Raw genomic sequence first — 24,709 nt, 5'->3', positions numbered from 1 at the left:
CGGCCACCACCTTCCGACGTGGGCCGGCGGGGGGCGGTCGGCGGGAGCCCGGCGGGTCAGAAGGTGAACCGGAGCGCACGGACCCGGTGGTCGAAGCTGGAGGGCGCGCGTTCCGGTTCGCCGACCGACCGGGCCTCCGGGAGCCGGGTGAACAGCTCCCGGTAGAGCACCTTCATCTCCTGCCGGGCGAGGTGCGCGCCGAGGCAGTAGTGCGGCCCGCCCCCGCCGAAGCCGAGGTGGGGATTGGGGGTGCGGGTGATGTCGAAGGCCTCGGGGTCGGCGAACACGGTCTCGTCGTGGTTGGCGGAGCCGTAGTAGAGCACCACCTTCTCGCCCGCCCGCAGCAGCGGCCCGTCCGGTCCGCCGAGCCGGTGGTCGACGGCCAGGGTGCGGCGGAACTGGATGATCGGCGTGGAGTGGCGGACGATCTCGTCGACCGCGCCGCCGAGGTGCCGGTCGAGGTCGCCGAGCAGCAGGGCGCGCTGGCCGGGGTGGACGGTGAGCAGGTGGAGGCCGTGCGCGAGGGCGTTGCGGGTGGTCTCGACACCGGCGACGAGCAGGAGGGAGAAGAAGGCGCCGAGTTCGCGGCCGGTGAGGCGGCGGCCGTCGACGTCGGCGGTGACCAGGGCGGAGATCAGGTCGTCGGCGGGGCGGCGGCGGCGCTCCCGGCCGAGGGCGGCGACCATGCCCTGCATCCGGGCCAGCGCCCGCAGTCCGCGGCCGGGCGTCCGGAGGCGTTCGCGCAGCGGGCGCGCGACGCCGGTGTGCTCGGAGGCGTGGTTGACCTGGTCGAGGATGGCGCGGCGGATTTCGGCCGGAATGCCCATCATGTCGCAGATCACCCGGAAGGGGAGTTCGGCGGCCACCGCGTTGACGAAGTCCCGGGGACGCTCGTGCTCGACCCGGTCGACGAGTTCGGTGGCGACCCGGCGGATGTCCTCCTCCACCCGGGAGAGCAGGCGCGGGGTGAAGGCGCGGGAGACGATCCGGCGCAGCTGGGCGTGCCGGGGGTCGTCCAGGTTCACCATCGAGTCGCCGAACAGGAGGCGGACCCAGCGGGCGGGTTCGGGGGTGGTGACGCCCGGTCCGCTGAGGAAGACGCCGGGGGTGCGGCTGGCCTCGACCACGTCGGCGTACCGGACCAGGGCGTGGAAGCCCTGGTCGCGGCCGCCCCGGCCCTGGCCGGCGCCGAAGCGGGCGGGGGCGGGGAGGCGGCGCAGTTCGGCGAAGGCGGCGGCCCGGGCCGGGGCGGGCAGTCGCCAGAAGGCCGGATCCGCGAGGTCGACGCCCTCGGGCCGGTCGACGGCGGACCCCGGGCCGCTGTCCGCGGCCCCGGCCCGGGCGTCCGTCCCGGGCCGGCCGTCCGCGGCCGCTCCGGCCGTCGCGCCGCTGGTCGTGGTCGCGCCGGCATCGGATGCGGTGGTGCCCATCCCGGGCCTCCTGTCCCTGTCGGTCCCGTGTGTGCGAGGTCACATTCAGTACGTATCGGAACGAAGCTGTCAAACCGATATGACGGCATGAATAACATCTTCCGGGACCAGTCGGGCGCCGGTCGGCGCTCCGCCCCGTCCCGCACCGTCGGGATCCGGCCACCGCGCGACAACCCTCCCGCACCACCCTCCCCAGCGGCCCCGGAGGCGTCGGTGCCCGAACGGCCTGCCTCCCCGGGGCCCTCCCGAGGTGCCCGGACGTGCCGTCACAGGGGTGGAACCGGCCAATAGCGGAGGGTGCGGTACTGGTCGGCGGAGGCGGGTGCGACGATGAGTGTCATCGTGATGACCGACCGGATCCGCTCGCTGCGCGCCGTGGTCTTCGCCGCGCTCTGCGTGGCGCTGGCCGCCACGGCGCACGTCTCCATGTCCGGTTCCGGGGTTTCGGCCCCCGTCCTCGCCGGCGCGTTCGGTCTCACCCTCGGCCTCACCTGGCTGCTGGCCGGCCGGCGACGCGGGCTCACGGTGATCAGCCTCTGGATGGTGGCGGCGCAGACCGCCCTGCACCTGACCTTCGAACAGGCGGGCTCGCTGTTCTCCGGTGGCGGCGCGAGCCTTGCTCCGCCGACGGACTGGGCCTCGCTGCTGCTGTGCAATCCGGACTCCACACCCACCGGGCTGACGCCGGACGACCTGGCCGTGATGGCCGGGCTCGACCCGGACGTCCCGCCGGCCGGGGTCGAGGCCGCGACCGCCGCGCACCACGCGCACGGCGCGGCGTCGACGTCGGGTCTCCCGTCGGGGTCGGGCACGGGCCTGACCGGCCAGAACATGACCGGTCAGGGTACGGGCGGCCACGGCGCGGTCGGTCACGACATGGCCGCGCACGGCATGTCCACCGGCATGATCGCCGCCCACGTGCTCGCCGCGCTCGCGTGCGCGCTGCTGCTGTGGCGCGGCGAGACGGCGCTGGTGCGGCTGTTCGACCTGCTCGGCGCGCTGGGCACGGTACTGGCCGGGGCACTGCTGGCGCCGCTGCTGGCCCTGTTCGGCCGACCCGCCGACTACCGGCCACCGGGAGCGCCGAGACCCGTCGGCCGTCGGACCCGGCTGCCGCGGCTGGTGCTGCTCTCGCACGCCCTGGTGAGGCGTGGGCCGCCCCGCGCCGCGTTCGCCCGCTGACGCGCCCTCCGCATCCCGGACACCACCGGTGTCCCCCGCGCGGTGGGCAGGTCGCCCCGCGCCGCAGCCGCGCCGCCGGGTACCGCCGCCCGTCCCGGACGACCCCGACCGACCGCGAACCACCGCACCGCCGTGCCGTCGTACCGCACCGCCCCGCCCCGCGCCCTTCGCCGGGTACCGGGACCGGGAACGGGACCGACGGCCACCGACGGAGGCGCAGGACGCCGCCGGCCGGGCGCCCCAGGGGACGGCGCGCCGCCGGTACCGACGGACGCCGCCCGCGCGACCGGGGCCCGGGCCCGTGCGCGCCGACCGTCCCGCCGTTCCGCCGGCCGGGGCTCCGGACGCGCGGCCGCCCACCGATGCCGACGGTTCCGCCCGCAGCGGGACCGCACCCCCGTTCTCCCCTCGGGACTCCTCCATGTCTCACTTCGACGGCGCACCGGTCCGAACCGGCGCCACCGTCCTACCGCGTCCGCCCGCCGTCCCCCTGCCCGGGGCGGCCCTCCTGCTCGGCGGCGACCGCGTCCGCCGCCGGGTCGGCGACCTCGCCCTCGGGCTCCCCGGCACCCGCCGGCTCCACGCCGAGGCGGGTGAGGAGCTCCGCCGTCCACTCCGCCGACGGGTCGCCGCCGGTCCGGTCCGCGAGCAGCGGTCCGCGCAGCCGCTCCGCCCGCTCCAGCCAGTCCCGGCAGACCGCGCAGCGCGCGACGTGCTTGTCCAGTCGACGGTCCGGCACACCGGCCGGCTCACCGTCGAGGCGGGCGGACAGAGCGGTACGGAGTTGCTCGCATCTCATATGACCATCGTCCCGCACCTTCTCCCAGGTGGGACCGTCCGGGTGGGAGGCCGCCGTGGATGACGAGCAGCTGACCGCCCTCGCCCTGGCCGCCCGCGAGGGGCGGTCCGCCGACGTCGAGGCCTTCGTCCGGGCCACCCAGCGGGACGTGTGGCGGTTCGTCGCCCACCTCACCGACGTGCAGTCCGCCGACGACCTCGCCCAGGAGACCTTCCTGCGCGCCCTGCGCAGCCTGCCCGGGTTCGCCGGACGCTCCTCGGCCCGCACCTGGCTGCTGTCGATCGCCCGCCGGACCGTCATCGACCGCTACCGCACCGCCGCCGCCCGCCCGCGCTGCGCGGCGCTGCCCGACTGGCAGGAGGCCGCCGAACGGCAGGGCACCACCCCCGCCGCGGGCTTCGAGGACGGCGTGGCGCTCGACGACCTGCTGGACCGGGTGCCCGCGCAGCGGCGGGAGGCCTTCGTGCTCACCCAGGTGGTCGGGCTGAGCTACGCCGAGGCCGCCGAGGTGGCCGGCTGCCCGGTCGGCACCGTCCGCTCCCGGGTCGCCCGGGCGCGCGAGGAGCTGATCGCCCGCCTGCGGGCCGCCGAGGCCGGCGAGCCGGTCCCGGGCGCGGCCACGGAACTGGCGGCCGCCTGCTGAGGGCGGGTGCGACGAACGCCGGACGGCGGGTGGTGGATCCCGGGATCCACCACCCGCCGTCCGGCGTTCGTGCGACCGGGTCCGGAAGGCCGGCGGCGCGCCAGGAGGACGGACCTCTTCCACCGGGCAGGATCGGCCACGGTGGGCATGATCCGGCCAAGCCTTAAAAATCCCCCACCTGTTCGGAACTGGAGCCGGGGTGTCTCCGACTGCTGTACCGGACGCCGCCGCCGAGGTGGTGTCCGGACAGCACGGGGGAACGGAGGATGACCCATGGCAGCGCACCAGTCGCCCGCCACCAGTACGTCGGGTGACAGCCCGGTCCGGTCGGAGGACCGGTGGAGCCTGGTCTTCGCCGCAGGGCTGATCTCCTTCGTCGCGATGCTCGACATGAACGTGGTCAACCTCGCGCTCACCGACATCGCGGACGCCCTCGACGTGTCTCAGACCACCGCTCAGTGGGCCGTGCTCGGCTACCAGCTCCCCCTGGTGGCCCTGCTGCTGCCCGCCGGACGGTGGCTGGACCAGGTCGGCCTGCGCGCCGCCCTGCTGCTGTCGGTCTCCTGCTTCGCGCTCTGCAGCGCGCTGGCCGCCGTCGCGCCCTGGGCCAGCTGGCTGATCGCCGCCCGGCTCGCCCAAGGGGCCTTCGGTGCCGTGCTGTTCGTCCTGATGCCGGTCCTCGCGGCCACCGCCGTCCGCCCCGAGCTGCGCGGCCGCGCGATGAGCGTGCCCGCCACACTGGGCCCGCTGGGCGCCGTCCTCGGCCCGGTCGTCGGCGGCCTGCTGCTCGACCACGTCGGCTGGCGGGCGATCTTCCTGGTCAAGCTGCCGATCTGCCTGGCCGCCTGGCTGATCGCCCGCAAGGACGCCCCGCGCGGCGGCAAGCAGCTGCGGCTGCCCGACCGCGCCTCGCTCGGCGACGCCGCGCTGATCGGCTCGGCGGTCGCCGCCGTGCTGCTCGGCCTCACCCTGGCCCCGGACGCGCCGCTCTGGCTGCTGCTCACGCTGCCCTCCGTGCCGCTGGTGCTGTTCTGGCTGCGCCGCCCCGGCGGGCGCCCCGTCGCCGGGGTGCTGCGCGCCTCCGGCACCGCCGCCGTCAACGGCTCGGTACTGGCCCTCGCGGCCGGCTTCGCCGCCAACCACTACCTGCTCGCCCAGTACCTGCGCCGCGACGACGGCGAGAGCGCCACCAACACCGCGCTCACCATGCTGGCGTTCCCGCTCGGCATGGTGCTGGCCGGCCGGTTCGGCGGACGGCTCGCGGACCGCTGGGGCGCCCGCCCGACGGCGCTGACCGGCGCCGCCGTGACCGCGCTCGGCCTGCTGCTGCTCGTCCCGGTCGACACCGACTGGTCCACCCTGGACATCGCCTGGCGGCTCGCGGTGGCCGGCGTCGGCATGGGACTCAACGGCGGTCCGGTCCAGGCCCTGGTGATGAGCTCCGCCCCGCCCGACCAGCTCGCCACCGCCGGCTCGGCCGTCCAACTGGCCCGCAGCCTCGGCTTCGCGCTCGGCCCCGCGCTGGGCACCGCCGCCACGCTCTACGGCACCACCGAGGTCGCCGGCATCCGGGCCGGGCTCACCCTGGCCGGCACCGCCGCCGCCCTCGCCGTCGGACTACTGACCCTGCACCACCGCAACAACCGCACCAAGGACGCCGCCGCCGGCGGCAGCACCGGCAGCGGGAGCACCACCGGAACCGACCGGACGATCCGCAGCCGCGTGTGACCCATCGTCGCACCTCCCCCTACGCACGGCAGATCCTTACCGGAGGAACAACCGCAATGACCGACACCGTCCACGACCCGACCGCGGCGGGCGAGACTCCCGACGGGCCGCGCTGCCCGTTCGGGTACGACGAACTTCCCGATCCGGTACCGCTGTTCGGACCGGAGTACAAGAGCGACCCGTACCCGCTGTACCGGCAGATGCGGGCCGCGGGCCCCGTCCACCGGGTGACCTTCCCGAGCGGCGTCGGCGCCTGGCTGGTCACCGGCTACAAGGCGGCCCACGCGGCGCTCAACGACCCCAGGCTCGGCAAGAACCACTCACTGGGCAACGAGGACTGGCGCAAGCTCGCCTCGATCATGCCGGAGCCGCAGCACTCCCAGCTCCAGGTGCACCTGCTGCACCAGGACCCGCCGAAGCACACGACGATGCGCAAGCTCGTCCTGGACGCCTTCGCCCCGCGCCGGGTGGAGTCGCTGCGCCCGCGCATCCAGGAGCTCGCCGACGCCCTGATCGACGAACTCCCGCCGACCGCCCCGGCCGGCGGCACCGACCTGGTCGAGGGCTTCGCGGCCCACTTCCCGTTCCGGGTGCTGGCGGCCGTGATCGGCCTGCCCCAGGAACTCGCGGTGCGCTTCGACCGCGACTGGGGCAAGGTCGTGCAACCGGTCGGCCCGCAGGACCCGGGCCGACCGGCGTACGAGGGCCGACTGCACGGCCTCCAGGGCTACATCGCCGACGTGGTCGCCCACAAGCGCGCCACCTACGACCCCGCCGGGCCCGACGTGGACCTGCTCGGCCGGCTCGTCGCCGCCTGCGACGCCGGCGAGCTGAGCCCCGAGGAGCTCGCCTCCATGGTGTTCCAGCTGCTGGTCGCCGGCCAGGAGCCGGTCACCAACCAGATCACCACCATGCTGATCACCCTGCTGCGCCACCCGGACCAGCTGGACCGGCTGCGCGCGAGCCTCGACCCGGACGAGCCCGTCGCCGAGCCGGGCCTGCTCACCCGGGCGATCGAGGAACTCCTCCGCTACGACGGCGCGTTCGAGCTCACCACCTGGCGGTTCTTCGGAGCCGACAGCGACCTGCACGGCACCACCGTGCCGGCCGGGGACTCGGTGATCGTCTCGCTCGGCGCCGCCAACCGCGACGAGGAGCAGTTCCCGGACACCGACGTCCTGGACTTCGACCGCTCCCCCAACGCCCATCTGGCCTTCGGCCACGGCATCCACTTCTGCCCCGGTGCCGCTCTGGCCCGCGCCGAACTCCAGATCGCCGTCGGCACCCTGCTCACCCGGCTGCCCGGGCTGCGCCCGTCGGTCGCCGACGGCGAGGAGATCGACTCGCTCGCCTGGGTGCCCGCCGTCCTCGCCCGCGGGGTGAACCGGCTCCCGGTCGCCTACGACCGGCGGCACTGACGACCCCCCGAGGACGCAACGACGCGTCTCCCCGCACCACCGCAGCGTCCCGGCGAACACCGCCGGGGCGTGGCTCCGCCTGCCCGAAGCCCGTACACCGTTCCGTGGAGGACAACCATGCCGCCCGCCGGCACCACCGTCACCAGTGACTCCCAGGCCGACAGCAACGAGAGCACCGGCACCGCGTACACCGCCCCGGACCAGCAGACCGTGGCCCGGCTCTCCGCCGAGATCCTCGACCTGCTGCTGCCGCACCGCCGCGCGTCCGATCCGGACGCCGAGGCGATACCCGCCGACTTCCCGCTCCAGCTGGAGCAGTTGGCGGACTTCATCACCGCCGGGGACCAGATCCTGTTCACCCTGCCCGGCTTCCCCTGCAAGTCGCCCAACCTCGCCAAGGTGCTCAGCCACCTGCCCGACGAGGGCGAGCGGCTGTCGCTCACCTTCCTCAACCGGCTCGCCGAGGACATCGGCAAGATCTACGAGCCCGGTGCCAAGATCCTGATCTGCTCCGACGGCCACATCTTCGGCGACCTCATCCACGTCCCGGACGACCACATCGACCAGTACTCCGACGAGCTGTCCGCGCTGATCGAGCGCGAGGGCCTGACCAACCTCGACACCTTCGACCTGCGGGCCGTGCTCGGCGACCTGCCCTTCGACGAGAAGCGCGCCCGGGTGCACGCCAAGTACGCTCCCACCAAGGAGGAGCTGCGCGAGCAGGTGCTGACCGACGAGGAGACCGCCAAGCTCTATCGCGGCATCACCCGCTTCCTCACCGAGGACACCTTCGGCTGGACCGGCACCAAGTCCGCCCTCCAGAAGGACTGCCGCCAGCGCGCCTACGGCGTCATCCAGCGCAGCCGCGCCTGGGGCGACCTGATCGCCGAGCAGCACCCCCGCTCGTTCCGGCTCTCCATCCACCCGCAGAAGGTCGGCGTGCTGAAGTTCGGCATCCGGCTGCTGGAGCACACGGACATGTGGATGACCCCGTGGCACTCCTCGGTGCTGCACCGCCCGGACGGCGAGTGGGAGCTGATCCGCAGCGCGGAGGCGGCGAAGGTCGGCCGGCTGGTCGAGCGCAACGGCCGCCCGAGCCACTACGAGACCTCCTGACGTTCGACGGAGGCCGGGGCGGGGAGACCGGCGGGGACGGTGACTCCGGTGACTTCGGTGACCGGTACCACCGGGGGCGGGGCGATCACGCCTGCCCTCGTACCCGCGGCACCCCCCGCCCCCCTGCCCGACGGCGGCGCGACCGGACCCGGCACCCCCGGGTCCGGCGCGCCGACCGGCGCACGGTGGTCGAACGCGATCAACGGGTCCCCCGTGAGCGGGTGTTCGATCACCGCCGCCCGCACCCCGAACACCTCGGCGAGCAGCTCGGCGGTCAGCACCTCCCGCGGCTCCCCGGAGGCGACCAGCGTGCCCCGGTGCAGCACATGCAGCCGGTCGCACACCGAGGCCGCCGCGTTCAGGTCGTGCAGCGCGACCAGGGTGGTCCGGCGCTGCTCCCGCAGCAGCGCCAGCAGCTCCACCTGGTGCCGGACGTCCAGGTGGTTGGTCGGCTCGTCCAGCACCAGGACGTCCGGCTGCTGCGCCAACGCCCGCGCCAGCAGCACCCGTTGCCGCTCCCCGCCGGAGAGCTGGGCGAACCCCCGGTCCGGCGCGTGCGCCATGCCGACCCGGGTCAGCGCCTCGGCCACCAGCCGGTGGTCCTCGGCGTCGTCCTTGGCGAACGCCCGCTTGTACGGGGTCCGGCCCATCGCGACCACCTCGCGCACGGTCAACTCGAAGTCGCCGCCGCGCTCCTGGGGCAGCGCCCCGATGTGCCGGGCCGACTGCGCCGGACTCAGCTCCGACAACTCCCGCCCGGCCAGCAGCACCCGCCCGGCACTCGGCCGCAGATGCCGGTAGACGGTGCGCAGCAGACTGGACTTGCCGCTGCCGTTGGGACCGACCAGGCCGGCGATCTCGCCCTCCTTGGCGACCAGGTGGACACCGGCCACCACGGTCCGCCCGGCGAGGGAGACACTCAGGTCTTCGACGGCGATTCTCAATTCCGCTCCAGTCGTCGGTCCAGCAGGTAGAGCAGGGTGGGCGCGCCGAGCAGCGCGGTGACCACGCCGATCGGCACCTCCTGGCCGTCGAGCGCGACCCGGGCGATCAGGTCGACGACGACCAGCAGGACGGCGCCGGTGAGGGCCGACAGCGGCAGCAGCCGCCGGTGGTCGCCCCCGACCAGCAGCCGACACACGTGCGGCACCATCAGGCCGACGAAGCCGATCGCACCGGAGACGGCGACCAGCACCCCGGTGAGCACACTGGTGACGGCGAAGATCTCACGGCGCAGCCGGACCACGTCGACCCCGAGGCCGGCCGCCGTCTCGTCGCCCATCAGCATCGCGTTCAGCCCCCGGGCGCGGCCCTGGAGCAGCACCAGCCCCAGGACCACGGCGGCGGCGGGGACGGCGAGCTGTCCCCAGGTCGCGCCGCTGAGGCTGCCCATCAGCCAGAACAGCACGCCCCTGGTCTGCTGCTCGTCGCCGGTCTGGAGCACCAGATAGCTGGTCAGGCCGGTGAGGAACTGGCCGATGCCGATACCCGCCAGCACCAGGCGCAGCGGGGAGAAGCCGCCGCCGCGCCGGGCCAGCAGCCACACCAGGGAGAACGCGGCGAGCGCGCCGAGGAACGCCGCCACCGACACGGTCAGTCCGGCGATCCCGCCGACGGTCAGCGACAGGCCCATGCCGGTGCCGAGCACGATCACGCCCACGGCCCCGAGCGAGGCACCCGAGGAGATGCCGAGCAGGTACGGGTCGGCGAGCGGATTGCGGACCAGGGCCTGCACCGCCGTGCCGACCAGGCCGAGCCCGGCCCCGACCGCCGCCGCCAGCAGCGCGCGCGGGACGCGCAGCTGCCAGACGATGAGGTCGCGGGTGCCGGGCGCCGGGTGCTGCCCGGTGAGCCGCCGGCCGACCACCGACCACACCTCGCCGGGCGGGATGTCCACCGAGCCGAGCGAGACCGCGGCGGTCAGCGCGACCAGCAGCGCGGCGGTGAGCAGCGCGGCGAGCGGCCCGGGGCGCAGCGCCCGGCCCCGCCCCCGGCGCCCGGGCCCGGCGGCGGCCGGGTCGGCGTCGGTGTACGCGTCCGTGCCGGTGTCGGGGACGGCCTCCGTGGCGTCCGTGGTGGTGGCGGCGCGGGCCACGGCCTACTGCCCGTTCTTGACGAGCGTCGGGTGGACGGTCGCGGCGATCTGCCGCACGGTGTCGGCGTTGCGGATCCCGGCGATCGTGGTGACCTCGGAGCCGATCCGCAGGAAGTGCCCCTCCTGCACGGCCTTGAGCCCCTGCGTCGCCGGGAAGCCCTTGAGGAACGCCTCGGCCTCGTCGAAGGCCTTGCGGTTGGCGTCCTCGCTGCCCCGGTTGCGCACGGCGAGCTGGATCCAGTCCGGGTTCTTCGCCACCACGTCCTCCCAGGAGACGGGCCGGAAGTCGGCGTCGCAGTCGGAGAACACGTTGCGCGCGCCGGCCAGGGTGATCACCGCGTTGGCGATCTGCTTGCCGCAGACGGCCATCGGTTGCTTTGTACCGGCGTCGAAGTCGAAGAGGAAGTACCCGGGACGCTGCGCCTCCGGTACGGCCGCGGTGGCGTTCTTGACCTCATTGATCTGCTTGTCCATCGCGGCGACCAGTTCCTCGGCGCGGGCCGCCGTCCCGGTGACCGCGCCCAGCCGGCGCACGTCCTCCGCCACCCCGGTCAGATCGGTGCGCGGGCCGGCCGCGGCCTTCGGACCGCTCGCGCAGGCCGTGGAGAGCAGCAGCACGTGCTGCATGCCGACCGCCTTGAGCTCCTCCTCGGTCGGACCGGCACCCGCGGCGCCCATCATCGGCATCGGCCCGAAGGTGTCCACGTAGAGGTCCGCGCCGGAACCCAGCAGCTTCTCCTTGGGGATCAGGGTGTCACCGAGCACCGGCACCTTGGCGCCCTGCTCGGCCACGGCCGCCGGCAGACTGCCCTTCCCGGGCGGGAAGCCCGTCCCGATGACCCGGTCCCCGGCCCCGAGCTGCAGCAGCATCTCCAGGCCGGCCGCGTCGGTGGTGACGATCCGCCGCGGTGCCCGGGCGACCGTCGTCTCCTTGCCCGCGCAGTCCGCCACCTTCACCGGAAACGCGCCGGCGGCGGACGCCTGTGCGCTCCCGCCGCCGTTCGTGGTGTCGCCGCTCCCGTCACCGCCGCTGGAACAGCCCGTGGCGAACAGGGCGACGGCTGCCGCGATACCGCAGAAGACGCGAGGGCGCATCAGTAACTCTCCTGGTCAATGGTCGTGCTCGGGTTCGTCCTGTGAACCCGGACCAGGTAGTCGGCCGCTGTGCCCTGCCGGTTCCCGGAACTTTGCCCTCCCGGCCACTGGAGGGCGGTTAGGGTTGCGCGGTGAGTTTCCTTTCCACGGGTGGGGCGCCGGGGGGCGGTGCGGCGGGCCGTCCGGCGGTCGACGATCTCGGGCTGGTCGTGCCGCTGTCCGGAGCGGGTGGTGGCGTCGGGCCGGTGCGGCGGGTGGTGTCGCTGGTGCCCTCGCTCACCGAGGCCGTGGCCGCCACCGCGCCCGGACTGCTGGCCGGCGTCACCGACTGGTGCAGCCACCCGGCCGACCTGGCCGTCCACCGGATCGGCGGCACCAAGAACCCCGACCCGGCCCGGATCGCCGCCCTCGCCCCGGACCTCGTGATCGCCAACGACGAGGAGAACCGCAGGCCCGACCTGGACGCGCTGCGGGCGGCCGGACTGCCGGTCTGGGTCACCGACATCCGCACCCTCGACCAGGCGTTCCACTCCCTGGACCGGCTGCTCACCGTCGGCTGCGGTCTGCCCCGCCCCGCCTGGCTGGACGCCGCCGAGGCCGCCTGGGCCGGGGTCCGGCCGCTGCCCGGCCCCGCCCGCCGGGCGGTCGTGCCGATCTGGCGCCGCCCGTGGATGGTGCTGGGCCACGACACCTTCGCCGGCGACCTGCTGCGCCGCCTCGGCCTGACCCTCCCGCACGCCGAGGACCCGGCCCGGCCGGAACGCTACCCCGCCGTCCCGCTGCCGGAGCTGCTCGCCGGCCGCCCCGACCTGGTCGTCCTGCCCGACGAGCCCTACCGGTTCACCGCCGAGGACGGCCCGGAAGCCTTCCCGGGCATCCCGGCCGCGCTGGTGAGCGGACGCCACCTCACCTGGTACGGGCCGTCACTGGTGGAGGCCCCGACGGTCCTGGCGGAGCAGCTGCGCCGGGCCCGGCCCGCCGGGGAGGGGTAGACCGGGACGGGCGGCAACGACGACACGGCCCCGGGGGCGCGGTTCGTGGACCGTGCCTCCGGGGCCGTGGTGGTGTTGCGGGTGCTGCCGTGCGACCTGGGTCAGGCGCGGGCGGCGGTGACGGCGGCGCCCAGCGCCTCCTTGATGCGCGGGCCGAGTCGGGCGAAGCCCAGCTCCTTCATCGCCGCGCGGAGCAGCTCCTCGTCACTCCGTCCGACGCCGTCCGCGTCGATCCAGCGCACGACCGCGAGCAGCTCCTCCGCCGAGTAGGCGGTCACCGGCCGACCCGGCGTGAACTCCGGCTTCGCCGGGAACGCGGCCGCTGCGGTCTCGGTCTCGGTCTCGGTCTCGGTCTCGGTCTCGGTCTCGGCAGCAGGCTCCTCGACGACGGCCGGCGCCTCGGCAACCGGCTCGGCCTCGGCGGCGGGCTCGCTCTCGACGGCCTCGGGCTCGGTGACGACTGCCTCGACGGTCTCGGGCTCGACAGCCTCCGTCTCGGTGACGACTGCCTCGACCTCGACCTCGGCGGGTGCGGGCGCCTCGGACCTCCGCGACCTCCGCGACCTCCGCGACCTCCGCGACCTCCGCGACCTCCGCGACCTCCGCGACCTCCGCGACCTCCGCGACCTCCGCGACCGGAGCCTCGTCCACGGCCTCGACAACCGGCTCGACCGGCTCCTCGGCCACGACCTCGGTGGTGACGGTCGGCTCGGTGACGGCCCGGGCTTCGGCAACCGGCTCGACCTCGGCGGGAGCCTCCGTGACGGGCTCCTCCTCGACCTCGACCGTGGTCTCGGCGACAGCATCGACCTCGGGCTCGACCTCGGCGACCGGCTCGGGGGTCTCCTCCGCCACGATCGGCTCAGCCTCGACCTCGGCCTCGGCCTCCGGCGCGACCTCGACCGCAAGCTCGGGCTCGACAACGAGCGCGGGCTCGACAACGGCCTCGACCTCGGCCACGGGCTCCGGCTCCACCTCGGCCACGACCTCTGCCTCGACCTCGGTGGCGGCGATGGTCTCCGCCTCCGGGGCGGAGGGCTGGACCGGCGGGGCCGGGGTGGTGCCGACCAGGTCGTCGGCGGCGGGCGAAGGGGCCGGGAGGGTGACGACCAGCGGCTGCTCCTCGGCCGGGGCCTCGGCCTCCGGGCTGTCCGCCTCGGTCACGGGCTCGGCGGTGACGGCCTCGGCCTCCGGGGCGTCGGTCTCCACCTCGGCCGCGACCTCAGCCTCAGCCTCAGCCTCAGCCTCAGCCTCGGTCTCGATCTCGGTCTCGGTCTCGGCGGCCACGTCGGCGACCGCCTCGGTCTCCTCCGTACCCGTCACGTCGGCCGCTACGTCAGCCGTCACGTCGACCGCAGTGTCGGCCGCCTCCTCGGCGGCCAGCGACACCAGACCGTCCCGCTGCCCGCCCGCGAGGGCCTGGCGGGCACCGTAGGCGGCCTCGGCGGCGCGGCGGTCCGCGCGGGCGGCGGCCAGCTCGGTGAGGAGCTCGCCGAGGCCGGCGTCCTCCAGGGTGGTGCGCAGGCCGCGCACGGTGGGCAGGCGGTAGAGGGTGCCCTCGTCGGCGGCGAGGCGGTCGACCAGGTCGACGAGGTCCGGGAAGGACAGCCCGTCGAGGTCCTGGCCGGGCAGCAGGCGGGCGAGTTCGCGCACCCCGGTGTTGATGGCCTCGAAGGCCTGCGCCGTGCGGTGGGCGAGGGCGGCGTCGGACGGCGCGGTGGGCAGCGTGCCGGCGGGCGCGAGGGCGGCCCAGGCCCGGCGCTCGACCGCGGCGGAGGCGAGTGCCTCGTGCAGGTCCTGGCCGCGGGGGCGGCCGGTGGTGACGGCGAGGGCCGCGGCCTGCTTGCGCAGCGAGCGGCCGCGCAGCCAGGACAGCTTGACGCCGCGCTCGCGCCGCCAGGTCCGGTCGGCGGTGGCGGCGATCAGGGAGTCGAGGTCGGCGTCGTACGCGGCCGGGGCGAGCACGGTCGAGGTGCGGCGCAGGAGCTGGAGCATCTCGACGAGTACAGCGGTCTTGCCGACGGTGTCCGGCGCGTCGATCTTGACATCGGCGGCGAGCGCGGTGACGTCGTCCCAGACCTGCTGGAGGTCGTGTCCGCGCAGTTCGGCGAGGACGGTGGACGCGGCGCGCGCGTCCTCGGGAGTGGCGACGGTGTCCAGGGCCGCGTGCCAGGGGTGGGTGTCAGAGGTGAGGGTGAAGGCACCGAGTTCGGCGTAGCGGCCGAGTTCCTCGCGGAGGTCGGTGTCGGTGGTGGTCGCGGCGGCCGCGGTGTCCGTGGCGGCCGTGGTGTCCTTGACGTCTGCGGAGCCGGCTGCGTCGGCCGCGTCGGCGTTGCGGGAGTGAAGCACTGTCATGTGAGGTCCGGTTCTGGGCGGCTGCGGCGGGGGCGTGGGCTGGCGGCGAGGGGGCGGCGGTCCGGGTGCGCGGTGCGGCCCCGGCGGGTGGGGCTGAGGGGGCGCGCGGTAGGGCTGCCGGTCGGAGGCCAAGAATACGGGTGCCCGTTCGAGCCATGCACGCACCCACCGCTCCTCGGGGCGGTGTGGCGTGCCACAGCGCCCGGCCGGGCGCCACCGGGGAGGGCCGGTCGGGTGGTCCGCGTCAGCGGTCGTCACCCGGTCATCCCCCGTTCGGGGCACGCCCGGACCGGCCGTCCGGGTCCGTACCGACCGCATCGGCCGTGCCCGGTGCCGGTGGCGGGTGGTGTCCGGCGCGGGCGAGGGCGGCGAGGTCGACCGGCGCGAGGTACTCGGTCAACGGTGTGCGGTGCCACCAGGCGCGGGTCTGCCGCAGTTCGCGCCAATCGGTGAACCGGTAGCGGTGGAGGGTCGCCCGGACGTGGGTCGGCGGGGTGTCCGGGAACGGGTTGTGCCGGAGCAGGCGCAGGGTGTCCCGGTCGTTGACGAGCAGCCGGGCGACGAACGGCAGGAACCACGGCCGGGCGTAGCCGGTGGAGATCGCGGCGAACCACATCAGCCAGTCCAGCCGCAGGTGGTAGGGGGCGTACTGGCGCGGGAGGCGGCGGACGTCGCCGGGTTTGCCCTTGAAGCCGTACTCCTTCCACACGGTGTGCCGGGTGACCACCGGTTCGTCCGTCCCTTCGAGCACGACCTCCTGCCGGGTGCGGCTGACGCTGCCGAACGCGCCGTAGGTGTTGACCAGGTGGAGGCGGTTGAAGGAACGGTTCATGACCTGGCGGGGCGAGACCATGTTGCGGACCGGCCAGTAGCTCAGGACGAGCACGGCGGCGGTGAGCGCCAGGGCCAGGGCCTCGAACCAGACCGGGGCGGCGGGGTAGTCGCGCGGGTGGACGGGCAGGCCGAGGCGGGCCGGGTCGACGGCGGCGAGGGCGAGCGCGACGGTGAGCCAGTTGAGCCAGGCGAAGTTGCCGGAGGCGACCAGCCAGAGCTGGGTGGCGACGACGACGCAGGCGGCGAAGGTCGCCACGGGCTGCGGGAGGAGCAGGCAGACCGGGACGAGGAGTTGGGTCACGTGGTTGGCGGCCGCCTCGACGCGGTGCAGCGGACCGGGCAGGTGGTGGAAGAACCAGCTGAGCGGACCGGGCATCGGCTGGGTCTCGTGGTGGAAGCGCAGGCAGGTCAGGTCGCGCCAGCAGCTGTCGCCGCGCAGTTTGATCAGTCCGGCGCCGAACTCGACCCGGAAGACCAGCCAGCGCAGCAGCCACAGGACGGGGGCGGGCGGGGCGGTGTCGGCGTTACCGAGGAAGGTGGCCAGGAAGCCCGCTTCGAGCAGCAACGATTCCCACCCGAACGAGTACCAGGTCTGCCCGACGTTGACGATCGACAGGTAGAGGACCCACAGCACCGCCCAGCAGAGCATCGACACCCCGAGCGGGACGGCGTCGCCGAGGCCGCCGAGGAGGGCGGCGGAGAGCGCGGCGCCGGTCAGGGCTACGGCGGCGAAGAAGCGGTCGCTGTAGTGGAGGTGGAAGAGTCCGGGCGCCTGCCGGAACGGGACCCGGGCGGTGAAGCGGGGCACCGGGAGCATGCCGCGGCTGCCGATCAGGGCGCGGAACTGCCGGGCGGCGGCGAGGAAGGCGATCAGGTAGAGGGCGGCCAGCAGCCGTTGCACGAGCAGTCTGCTGAGCCAGTACTCGGGGGCGGCGAACCACTGCATGCGGCCCATGCCTACCACCGGCGGCGGCCCCGGGGACGGGTCCGGCGGGGCGGCGGCGGGCGGTTCACCCGGACAGCAGCGCGGCGGGGAGCCTCTCCTCGGGGGTGAGAGGCGCCCCGCCACGGTGGGACGGCTCGCCGCGGTGGGCGGCCGGCGCTGCGGTCCCGCCACGACGCGCGGTCGGGGCGCGTTCGGGACCTGGGAGGGACCTGGTCGGGACGTGGTCGTGCCGTGGGAGAAACGTGGTCGGGCGGTCGGACTGGGTCTGGCTGTCTGGCTGTCTGGCTGTCTGGCTGTCTGGGCCATGGTCGGGGCGCGGTGCCGCCGCGGTGGGCGGCCGGTGCTGCGCCGTACGGAACTCCGGTGGTGCGTACGCGGTCCGGGGGGTGACCCGCACGCGGTCCGGACGGGCCGGGCCGGTGGTGCTCAGCCCGGCAGGACGAGGCCGGTCTCCCCCGCGCCGAGGCCGGGGCGGCCGACCGGGGTGGTGCCGTTCTGCTGGAGGCGGTCCACCAGGAGGGCCGCGAGCGTGCCGAGTTCCTCCTCGGTGCGGGACTGCGCGGTGACGTCCATGCCGACCGTCAGCACGCCGGTGACCTGGCCGGTGCGGGCGGTGCGCAGCGGGGTGCAGGTGAAGCTGAAGATCTGCTGCCCGCGCTGGGCCTCGGGGCGCAGGGACTGGACCCGCACCTCGTTGAGGACGGTGGCGCGGCCGGTGTGGTACGCCTCGGAGACCGCCTGCTGGAGGCCGGCGGCGCCGAGCTGGGGGTAGGCCAGGCCGACGGCGCCGTACGCCGCCGGGGCGCCGAAGGTGTCGGCGTGCTGGGCGTTGGCGTAGCGGATCTCCTGGCCCGGACCGTCGGTGAGCATGATCGGGAACGGCGAGCCGTCGAAGGCCGCGAACATCTCCTGCTGCTGGGCGAGCAGGTTGTCGCGCAGGCGGATCTCGGAGAGCAGGGCCTCGGCGAGGTGCTGGATGTCGCGCAGCCGTTCGCGGCCCCACTGCCGGGGTTCGCGGTCGAGCACGCAGACGGTGCCGATGACGGTGTTGGTGTCGTCGACGAGCGGGGCGCCGAGGTAGGCGCGGACTCCCAGTTCGTCGACGACCGGGTTCCCGGCGAACCGGGGGTAGGCGAGGATGTCGTCGAGCGCGAGGGGGGAACGCTGCGCGACGACGTGGGGGCAGAAGCCGTGACTCAGCGGCATCTCCCGGGTCGGAAGGTCGAAGGCGATGCCGCGATCGGCCCACGAGGAGCCTTCTTCGGCCACCGCGTCGGTGGAGTTTGGCGGGATGTAGAGCCCCCGGAACATCTGGCGCTCGTCGTTGATGAAGTTGACCATCGCGATGGGGGCGCGGGTGATGCTGGCGGCCAGGTGGGCGAAGCGGTCGAAGGCCTCGTCCGCGGTGGGCTCGTTGAGGCCCAGGCTGCGCAGCCTGCGGGCCCTCTCGGACTCGCCGGCGGCACCCGGGAACTGGCCTTGAGTGCTCATCACATCAGTCATGGCGCACATGTAATCAGACATCCGGCGCCTTAGGCGCTCCCGGCCCCTCCCCTTCCTCGCTGCTGATGCTCAGTCAAAGCCGCATGTCGGCGGCGAGGCGGCGGGCGGCCCACCTGCGGGCGGCGAAGGGCCGTCCGACGGGCCGCCGGGCGGGGACGGGCCGGGAACCGCGGGGCAACCGTTGCGGGAAGCGGCAGACAACCGGAACGGGAACCGGCACAAGCCCCAGATCCCAAAAGCGGGACAGGTCACTTCCCCGCCCGACACCGCTTCAATCCCCGGCAGTCCGTGAACGGCCCGAATCACGCCAATCCAAGATCCACTGTAGAGCGCTTACGGCACACATATGACAATGAGCCCTGCCGAAAAACGGCGGTCCCCAAGGGCAGCGTGGGCCACCGCCGGCACATCCGCACGCACCGGCTGCAACTCAGGGGCAACCGGCCGCCACCGTCACTCCCCCACCCCTCGGCGGCCGAAGCGGATCGGCTGCACGGACGGAGGCACATCCACCGAACCACCCGAACCGAGAGGACCTGGTATGGCGATGGACTACTTCACCGACGAGCGACACGAGAGCCTCCGAGCGGAGGTACGCGAGTTCGCGGAGAAGGAAGTACGCCCGCAGGTGGCCAGAATGGAGGCCGAGCGCCAGGTCGAATTCGAGCTCTCGCGGGAGATCGCCCGCCGTGGCTGGATCGGCGTCACCATCCCGCGGGAATTCGGCGGACTGGGACTGGGACACCTGGCCAAAACCGTGATCGTCGAGGAACTGTCGCGTGTCAGCGGCGCGATGGGGGCGATCGCGCAGGCCTCGCAGCTCGGCGTCGCCAAGGTGATCCACTTCGGCAGCGACACCCAGCGCCGCCACTGGCTGCCCCGGTTCGCCAACGGGACGGCGCTGCCCACGATCGCCGTCACCGAGCCGGAGTCCGGCGGCCACGTGCTCGGCATGAGCGGCACCGCCCGGCGCGAGGGCGACGAGTACGTGCTCAACGGCCGCAAGTGGTTCGTGGGCAATTCGCACATCGGTGACGTGCACGGCGTGGTGCTCCGCACCGGCGAGGGCAGCAAGGGGCTGTCCGCGTTCCTGGTGGAGAGCGACCGCCCGGGCTTCCGTACCGGCGAGCTGGGCTCGCAGAGCGGTCTGCACGGCTTCAGCTTCGGCGAACTCGTCTTCGAGGACTGCCGGATCCCGGCCGCCAACCGGCTCGGCCTGGAGAGCCAGGGCCTGGACGTGGCCTACTCGTCCTCGACCCTCTACGGGCGGCTGAACCTGGCGGCGGTCGCGCTCGGCATCCACCGGGCGATCGTCGAGGACACCGCGCGGTTCGCCGAGGAACGCATCATGTACGGCAAGCCGCTGTCCCAACTGCCGAACATCGCGCTCAAGCTGGGCGAGATGCAGTCCCGGCTGATGACCGCCAAGCTCGCCGCGTACCACGCCTCGCACCTGCTGGACCACGGCCGGCCGTGCGACGCCGAACTGATGAACGCCAAGCTGATCAACACCGAGTACGCGCTGGACTCGGCGCGCAACGCGATGGAGATCCACGCCGCCCGCGGCCTGCACGCCGACTTCCACATCGAGCGCTACCTGCGCGACGCCACCCACGTCTACCCGCCGGCCGGCACCTCGGACGTCCAGCGGCTGCGGCTCGGCCAGGTGGCCTCGGGCACCTACGGGAAGCAGTGGTCGGCCGAACTCGGCCATCTGGCCAGCTGGGCGTGGACCGAGCTGGCCGAGCGCGAGGCCGGGGCGGAGGCGCAGGCGCAGGGCGCTTCGGCGGCCGTGCTGCGGATGCCGCTGGCGGGCTGAGCCGGGCAGGACCGGGACCTCCCCACAGGTGCCCTTGACACGTCCCTGACGGCTTTCCGGTGGCCGAACCCCGGCCGCCGGAAAGCCGTCAGGCCCGCCCCGCACCTCACCCGACCTGCCGGAACGACCCCCGGGGCGAACCCCGGACGCCCCCGCCACCGTGTCATCACCCGTTCACATATCGTCAGTTGATGTTGCCCAGATGGCACCTGAGGCTGGTAGCGTGCCTGCAGTCGGCGGCCGTGCAGCTCCCGTCCGGACGGTGACCACACGTCACCACCTCCGGCAACCCTCCGGGCTCCGCCGGCCGTGGCGCCCCGCGACCGCGGTCGGACCGCACACGGACAACCGCCGTTCGGCCCTGCTACAAGGAATCAGATGCCAGGCATATCGGCCCCCCGGACGGGCCACCGCGCCGGCCGGTCCGGCTCCCTCCGCAGCTCGCTCCTCGCCCTCGCGGTGGTCCCCTGCCTCGGCCTCGCCGCCGCCTGGGGCTACGCCGCCTACCTGCTGCGCGACGCCGGGGAGCGCACCGCCCTCTACGGCGGCACCGCGGTGGTCGCCCTCGTCCTGCTCTGGAGCCTGGTCCGCGGCCTGCGTGCCGCGCGCACCCTCCCGGGCCGGCTCGCCGACCTCCACGCCGAGACCCTGGCCCTCGCCCAGCAGGAGATCCCCCAGGTCGTCGGGCGGCTCCAGGCCGGCGAATCGGTCCCGACACCGCCCGCCTGGACCCCGTCCCGGCGGATCGGCGACGAGGTCCAGCAGACCGCCGACGGCCTCGCCGCCGTCCGGCAGGCCGCCGTCGCCGCGATCGTCCACCAGGCCCAGGGCCGCGAGGGGACGAAGAAGGTCTTCCTCAACATCGCCCGGCGCACCCAGATCCTGATCCACCGCCAGATCAGCATGCTGGACGCGCTGGAGCGCGAGCACGAGGAACCCGAGCTGCTGCGCGAACTGTTCGCGGTCGACCACCTCGCCACCCGGATGCGGCGCAACGCCGAGAACCTGGTCATCCTGGGCGGCGCCCTGCCCGCCCGGCGCTGGCGCAACGCCGTCCCCATGGTCAACGTGCTGCGCAGCGCCGTCTCCGAGACCGAGAACTACTCGCGCGTCGTCGTCCAGGGCGTGCCCCGGGCCTCGCTCAGCGGCCAGGCCGTCGCCGACGTGATCCACCTCGTCGCCGAACTGATCGAGAACGGCACCACCTTCTCCCCGCCCTACACCCAGGTGCAGGTCTCCGCGCAGGAAGTGCCCAAGGGCCTGGCGGTGGAGGTCGAGGACCGCGGTCTCGGCATGGCCGAGGACGAGTACGAGCGGCTCAACGACTACCTGGCCAACCCGCCCGAGCTGGACGTCTCCGCGCTCGGCGACGACCTGCGGCTCGGCCTGTTCGTGGTCGCGCGGCTCGCGGCGCGGCACGACATCCAGGTCACCCTGCGGCCCTCGCCGTACGGCGGGACCAGGGCCGTGGTGCTGGTGCCCGCGCTGCTGCTGGAGCAGGCCGGACAGCCGGCCGCCCTCCCCGGTCTGCCGTCCGGTGCCCGGGTCACCCGGACGCCCGTGCCCGACCTGCCGCCCGGCGGCGGGGCGGACGCGGACGCGGAGCTCGGCGAGATCGACCAGGAGCTGTCCGGCGCGCTCGCCGGGGTCCTGGGCGGGCTGCTGGGCACCCCCCGGGCGGACGCCGAGTACCCCGTGGTCGGGTCGTCCGGCGTCGGACAGGCGGGCGTCGGCCCGTCGGCGACCGGGCGGACGGTGGCCGGGCAGACGGTGGCCGGTGGGATCGAGGGCGCCGCGGTGGAGGGGGTCCCGGCTCTCGGCGCGGCTCCCGCACCGGCCCCGGCCTTCGCTCCGGCTCCGGTCCAGGCGCAGGCCCAGACTCCGGTTCAGACTCCGGTCCAGGCGCAGGCTCCGGTGCAGGCTCCCGTCGTGGACCCGGTGCGCTACGGCGACGACCCGGCCGGAGTGCTCGGCGGTACGGCGGACCGGTTCGACGGCAGCGTGGTGATCGGCGAACTGCTCGCGCGCTACCCCCAGGGCGGCGCCCGCGACGAGGACGACCCGACGGTCAACGCCGGCCTGTCGGTGGGCTCGTCGATCCCCGGTCTGCCGGGCGCCGTGGTGGTGGCCCGACCGGCCATGCCCCGGCCGTACGGCGAGCCGGGGGACGAGCCCGGCCCGGACGGGTCCTCGGCAGTGGCCGGGCCCTCGACAGGGACCGGGGCCGGGGAGTCGGCGGCAGGGGTCGGCGAGGGGCCGGCGGCGACCGCGCTCGCGGCGCTCGCAGCCGCGACGGCCGCCTCGGCGGCGGCAGCGGCGCCCACGCACCAGCGCGCCGAGGAGGTCGCGCCGGAGCACGGCCCCGACGGCGAGCTGCGCACCCCGCGCGTGCTGCCGCAGCGGGTCCGCAACGCCAGCCTCGCCGAGCAGCTGCGCGAGGCCAACGCGCCGGGCGCGGGGTTCGGCCACCCCGGCGGGTACGGACGGTCCGGCGCTCCCGCCCCCGCCGCCCAGTACGGCCGCACCGGCCCGGCGGCTCCCGACGGGGCCGACGGCGTCGGCGGGACCGGCTCCTCCGGACCGTCCGCGGACGACCTCTCGCCGCAGCGCTCGCGGGCCACCATGGCCGCCATCCAGCGCGGCACCCGCACCGCCCGTGCGACGACACCCGACGCGGACGCGCCGGCCGGGCCCTCCGCCCCGGCCGCACCTTCCGCAGCTAAGGAACAGCAGTGATGACGCAGTACACCGATACCCAGCGCGACCTCAACTGGCTGCTGGACCAGCTGGTGGCGCGGGTCCCGGAGACCCGGCACGCCATCGTCCTGTCCGAGGACGGCCTGCTGATCGGGCTCTCGCAGGACCTGGACCGGGCCGACGCCGAGCACCTGTCGGCCGTGGCCTCCGGACTGCAGAGCCTCGCCCGGGGCGCCGGCCACCGGTTCAACGGCGGGCGGGTCCGGCAGACCGTGATCGAGATGGACCAGCTGTTCCTGTTCGTCACGACCGCCGGCCAAGGCGCCCGGCTCGCCGTGCTCACCAGCGAGGCGGTCGACGCCGGGCTCATGGCCTACGAGATCAACATGCTGGTGAAGCAGGTCGGCCAGTACCTCACCGCGGCGCCGCGCAGCGACGCCGGCCAGCCGGGCGTGGGTGGCGGTGCGTGACCGTCGACGCCGACGAGGCCTGGTTCTTCGACAAGGACGCGGGCCATCTGGTCCGCCCTTACGCCATCACCAACGGGCGCACCGGACCGGTCCGTGACGGATTCGCGCTGATCACCCTGGTGGTCACCGCCGACCCGCGCACGGACACCAGCCGGTTGACGCCCGAACCGGCCGCGATCCTGGACCTCTGCCGCGAACGCCCGCTGGCGGTGGCCGAGATCGCGGCCACCATGGACCTCCCGGTGAGCGTGGTCAAGGTATTACTGGACGACCTCGCCGAGGCCCGGATGATCCTCACCCGGGCACCCGTCCAGCTCGCCGAGGCACCGGACATCGCGTTGATCCGGGCTGTGATCGAGGGTGTCCGGCGGCTCTGACCGGGTCGGGTCCGATCGGGCCGGGTCCGTTCCGTCGCCGTCCACCCTCCAGTCTCTTTCGACCTTTCGCTCTTCCGCTCAGTTCCCTTCCAGGAGACCAGACGTGACGACCCAGAGCCTGGTGCCGGGCGCGGTCAAGATCCTCGTGGCCGGCGGCTTCGGCGTCGGCAAGACCACCATGGTCGGCTCGGTCAGTGAGATCGAACCGCTCCAGACCGAGGAACGGATGACCCGGGCCAGCATCGGGGTCGACAGCCTCGACGGCGTCCAGGGCAAGTCGACGACCACCGTCGCGATGGACTTCGGCCGGATCACCGTCCGGCAGGACCTGGTGCTCTACCTGTTCGGCACCCCGGGCCAGTTCCGGTTCTGGTTCATGTGGGACGACCTGGCCCTCGGCGCGCTCGGCGCGATCGTGCTGGCCGACACCCGCCGACTGGAGTCCAGCTTCGCCGCCGTCGACTTCTTCGAGCAGCGCGGCATCCCGTTCGCCATCGGTGTCAACTGCTTCCACGGGCGCCGCGACTGCACCCCCGACGACGTCCGGCGCGCGCTCGACCTCGACCCGGGGGTGCCGGTCGTGCTCTGCGACGTCCGGGAGCGCGCTTCCAGCAAGGAACTGCTGCTCGCCCTGCTGGACCGGGTGCACGAGGACGCGCTCAGCTCACGGCGCTGAGTGCTGGGACGGCCGGCCGTCCCAGCGCCCCGGCGGCCCGGCGTCCCGCTCCCTGCTCAGGCGCCGGCCGGGGAGGCGGGAGCCGGCTCCAGGTCGTGCAGCGCGCGCACCAGCGGCGCCAGCTCGGGGACGTCGGCGGCCCCGGTGAGCGTCGCCTCCAAGGTTGCATCGTGCAACGGCCGCGCCACCCGGAGCAGTTCGCGGCCCTGCGGGGTCAGCTCGGTGTAGATGCCGCGCCGGTCGTCCGCGCACAGGTAGCGGCCGAGCAGCCCGCGCTCCTCCAGCCGGCTCACCAGCCGGGTGGTGGCACTGCTGCTCAGCGCCGCCGCGCGGGCCAGCTGCTGCATCCGCATGTGCCAGCCGTCCTGCCGCGACAGCGCCTCCAGCACCGTGTACTCGACCACGGAGAGGCGGTACTCGGCCTGCAGGGCCTTCTCCAGGGCCGAGTCGATCAGCCCGTGCAGCGCGGCCAGCGTGCGCCAGCCGCTGGCGCGGATCTCGGCGGCGTCGTCCTGGATCCCCATGGCTCGCGTC

The 24,709-nt window shown here is 74.4% G+C and carries 21 protein-coding genes; 11 read left to right on the top strand and 10 right to left on the bottom strand.

The window, feature by feature from the left end:
- Positions 1–56: 56 nt before the first annotated feature.
- Positions 57–1,430: a cytochrome P450 gene (locus IF01_RS0104075; protein ID WP_078879643.1), complete on the bottom strand. Its 1,374-nt coding sequence runs from the start codon at positions 1,428–1,430 to the stop codon at positions 57–59.
- A 330-nt stretch (positions 1,431–1,760) separates the two neighbouring features.
- Between IF01_RS0104075 and IF01_RS0104070 the strand changes: the two genes are divergently transcribed.
- Positions 1,761–2,612: a hypothetical protein gene (locus tag IF01_RS0104070; protein WP_030391851.1), complete on the top strand. Its 852-nt coding sequence runs from the start codon at positions 1,761–1,763 to the stop codon at positions 2,610–2,612.
- A 466-nt stretch (positions 2,613–3,078) separates the two neighbouring features.
- Here IF01_RS0104070 and IF01_RS0104065 read toward each other — a convergent pair whose 3' ends face one another.
- Positions 3,079–3,411: a zf-HC2 domain-containing protein gene (locus tag IF01_RS0104065; protein ID WP_030391850.1), complete on the bottom strand. Its 333-nt coding sequence runs from the start codon at positions 3,409–3,411 to the stop codon at positions 3,079–3,081.
- Between the two features lie 55 nt (positions 3,412–3,466).
- Between IF01_RS0104065 and IF01_RS0104060 the strand changes: the two genes are divergently transcribed.
- The 4 genes from IF01_RS0104060 to IF01_RS0104045 all read left to right on the top strand — a co-directional run bounded on the left by IF01_RS0104060 (position 3,467) and on the right by IF01_RS0104045 (position 8,316).
- Positions 3,467–4,054 carry a sigma-70 family RNA polymerase sigma factor gene (locus IF01_RS0104060; protein ID WP_051754896.1) on the top strand — a complete coding sequence of 196 codons (588 nt, stop codon included), beginning with the start codon at positions 3,467–3,469 and terminating at the stop codon, positions 4,052–4,054.
- A gap of 273 nt (positions 4,055–4,327) precedes the next feature.
- The gene (locus IF01_RS0104055; RefSeq protein ID WP_051754895.1) at positions 4,328–5,782 is read left to right on the top strand and encodes an MFS transporter; all 1,455 of its coding nucleotides are present in this window, start codon (positions 4,328–4,330) and stop codon (positions 5,780–5,782) included.
- A gap of 56 nt (positions 5,783–5,838) precedes the next feature.
- A complete protein-coding gene (locus IF01_RS0104050) occupies positions 5,839–7,200 on the top strand; it encodes a cytochrome P450 family protein (RefSeq protein WP_078879642.1) in 1,362 nt (453 codons plus the stop codon).
- A 117-nt stretch (positions 7,201–7,317) separates the two neighbouring features.
- The gene (locus IF01_RS0104045) at positions 7,318–8,316 is read left to right on the top strand and encodes an L-tyrosine/L-tryptophan isonitrile synthase family protein (protein WP_078879641.1); all 999 of its coding nucleotides are present in this window, start codon (positions 7,318–7,320) and stop codon (positions 8,314–8,316) included.
- Here IF01_RS0104045 and IF01_RS0104040 read toward each other — a convergent pair.
- The 3 genes from IF01_RS0104040 to IF01_RS0104030 form a co-directional block, all read right to left on the bottom strand.
- Positions 8,301–9,260 carry an ABC transporter ATP-binding protein gene (locus IF01_RS0104040; RefSeq protein ID WP_078879640.1) on the bottom strand — a complete coding sequence of 320 codons (960 nt, stop codon included), beginning with the start codon at positions 9,258–9,260 and terminating at the stop codon, positions 8,301–8,303. The two genes, IF01_RS0104045 and IF01_RS0104040, sit on opposite strands and share 16 nt — an antisense overlap.
- Positions 9,257–10,291: a FecCD family ABC transporter permease gene (locus tag IF01_RS0104035; RefSeq protein ID WP_037778995.1), complete on the bottom strand. Its 1,035-nt coding sequence runs from the start codon at positions 10,289–10,291 to the stop codon at positions 9,257–9,259. Before IF01_RS0104035 ends, IF01_RS0104040 begins: the two co-directional genes overlap by 4 nt.
- Positions 10,292–10,414: 123 nt before the next feature.
- Complete coding sequence (locus tag IF01_RS0104030; protein ID WP_030391843.1) at positions 10,415–11,506, bottom strand: ABC transporter substrate-binding protein; 1,092 nt, start codon at positions 11,504–11,506, stop codon at positions 10,415–10,417.
- A gap of 215 nt (positions 11,507–11,721) precedes the next feature.
- On the opposite strand from IF01_RS0104030, the gene IF01_RS0104025 reads away from it, so the two are divergent.
- A complete protein-coding gene (locus tag IF01_RS0104025; RefSeq protein ID WP_375340970.1) occupies positions 11,722–12,498 on the top strand; it encodes a helical backbone metal receptor in 777 nt (258 codons plus the stop codon).
- 101 nt (positions 12,499–12,599) lie between these two features.
- Here IF01_RS0104025 and IF01_RS48075 read toward each other — a convergent pair whose 3' ends face one another.
- The 4 genes from IF01_RS48075 to IF01_RS44910 all read right to left on the bottom strand — a co-directional run bounded on the left by IF01_RS48075 (position 12,600) and on the right by IF01_RS44910 (position 18,124).
- The gene (locus IF01_RS48075) at positions 12,600–12,740 is read right to left on the bottom strand and encodes a hypothetical protein (protein ID WP_157855155.1); all 141 of its coding nucleotides are present in this window, start codon (positions 12,738–12,740) and stop codon (positions 12,600–12,602) included.
- Positions 12,703–14,853 carry a hypothetical protein gene (locus IF01_RS48070; RefSeq protein WP_030391841.1) on the bottom strand — a complete coding sequence of 717 codons (2,151 nt, stop codon included), beginning with the start codon at positions 14,851–14,853 and terminating at the stop codon, positions 12,703–12,705. Before IF01_RS48070 ends, IF01_RS48075 begins: the two co-directional genes overlap by 38 nt.
- Positions 14,854–15,115: 262 nt before the next feature.
- Positions 15,116–16,633 (bottom strand): lipase maturation factor family protein, encoded by a 1,518-nt coding sequence (locus IF01_RS0104010; protein ID WP_078879700.1) that lies wholly within the window; start codon positions 16,631–16,633, stop codon positions 15,116–15,118.
- 426 nt (positions 16,634–17,059) lie between these two features.
- Positions 17,060–18,124 carry a GAF domain-containing protein gene (locus IF01_RS44910; protein ID WP_063764127.1) on the bottom strand — a complete coding sequence of 355 codons (1,065 nt, stop codon included), beginning with the start codon at positions 18,122–18,124 and terminating at the stop codon, positions 17,060–17,062.
- 559 nt (positions 18,125–18,683) lie between these two features.
- Between IF01_RS44910 and IF01_RS0104000 the strand changes: the two genes are divergently transcribed.
- From IF01_RS0104000 to IF01_RS0103980, 5 genes are all read left to right on the top strand, one after another.
- Positions 18,684–19,955 carry an acyl-CoA dehydrogenase family protein gene (locus IF01_RS0104000; RefSeq protein ID WP_078879699.1) on the top strand — a complete coding sequence of 424 codons (1,272 nt, stop codon included), beginning with the start codon at positions 18,684–18,686 and terminating at the stop codon, positions 19,953–19,955.
- A gap of 378 nt (positions 19,956–20,333) precedes the next feature.
- Entirely contained in the window at positions 20,334–22,691 is a 2,358-nt protein-coding gene (locus IF01_RS43515) for an ATP-binding protein (RefSeq protein ID WP_051754894.1), read from the top strand.
- Complete coding sequence (locus IF01_RS0103990) at positions 22,691–23,122, top strand: roadblock/LC7 domain-containing protein (protein ID WP_030391836.1); 432 nt, start codon at positions 22,691–22,693, stop codon at positions 23,120–23,122. Before IF01_RS43515 ends, IF01_RS0103990 begins: the two co-directional genes overlap by 1 nt.
- Positions 23,119–23,499, top strand: a complete 381-nt coding sequence (locus tag IF01_RS0103985) for a DUF742 domain-containing protein (protein WP_030391835.1) — start codon at positions 23,119–23,121, stop codon at positions 23,497–23,499. Before IF01_RS0103990 ends, IF01_RS0103985 begins: the two co-directional genes overlap by 4 nt.
- A 103-nt stretch (positions 23,500–23,602) precedes the next feature.
- On the top strand, positions 23,603–24,175 hold the full coding sequence (locus tag IF01_RS0103980; protein WP_030391834.1) for a GTP-binding protein: 573 nt from the start codon (positions 23,603–23,605) through the stop codon (positions 24,173–24,175).
- Positions 24,176–24,231: 56 nt separating this feature from the next.
- Here the strand turns inward: IF01_RS0103980 and IF01_RS0103975 are convergent, their stop codons facing one another.
- On the bottom strand, positions 24,232–24,699 hold the full coding sequence (locus IF01_RS0103975; RefSeq protein ID WP_030391833.1) for a MarR family winged helix-turn-helix transcriptional regulator: 468 nt from the start codon (positions 24,697–24,699) through the stop codon (positions 24,232–24,234).
- Positions 24,700–24,709 lie beyond the last annotated feature (10 nt).

This window comes from Kitasatospora purpeofusca (assembly GCF_000718025.1).
In the GTDB taxonomy this organism is placed as follows: domain Bacteria; phylum Actinomycetota; class Actinomycetes; order Streptomycetales; family Streptomycetaceae; genus Kitasatospora; species Kitasatospora purpeofusca.
The sequence above is the reverse complement of the archived record's forward strand: the minus strand, read 5'-3'. Positions and strand labels throughout refer to the sequence as shown.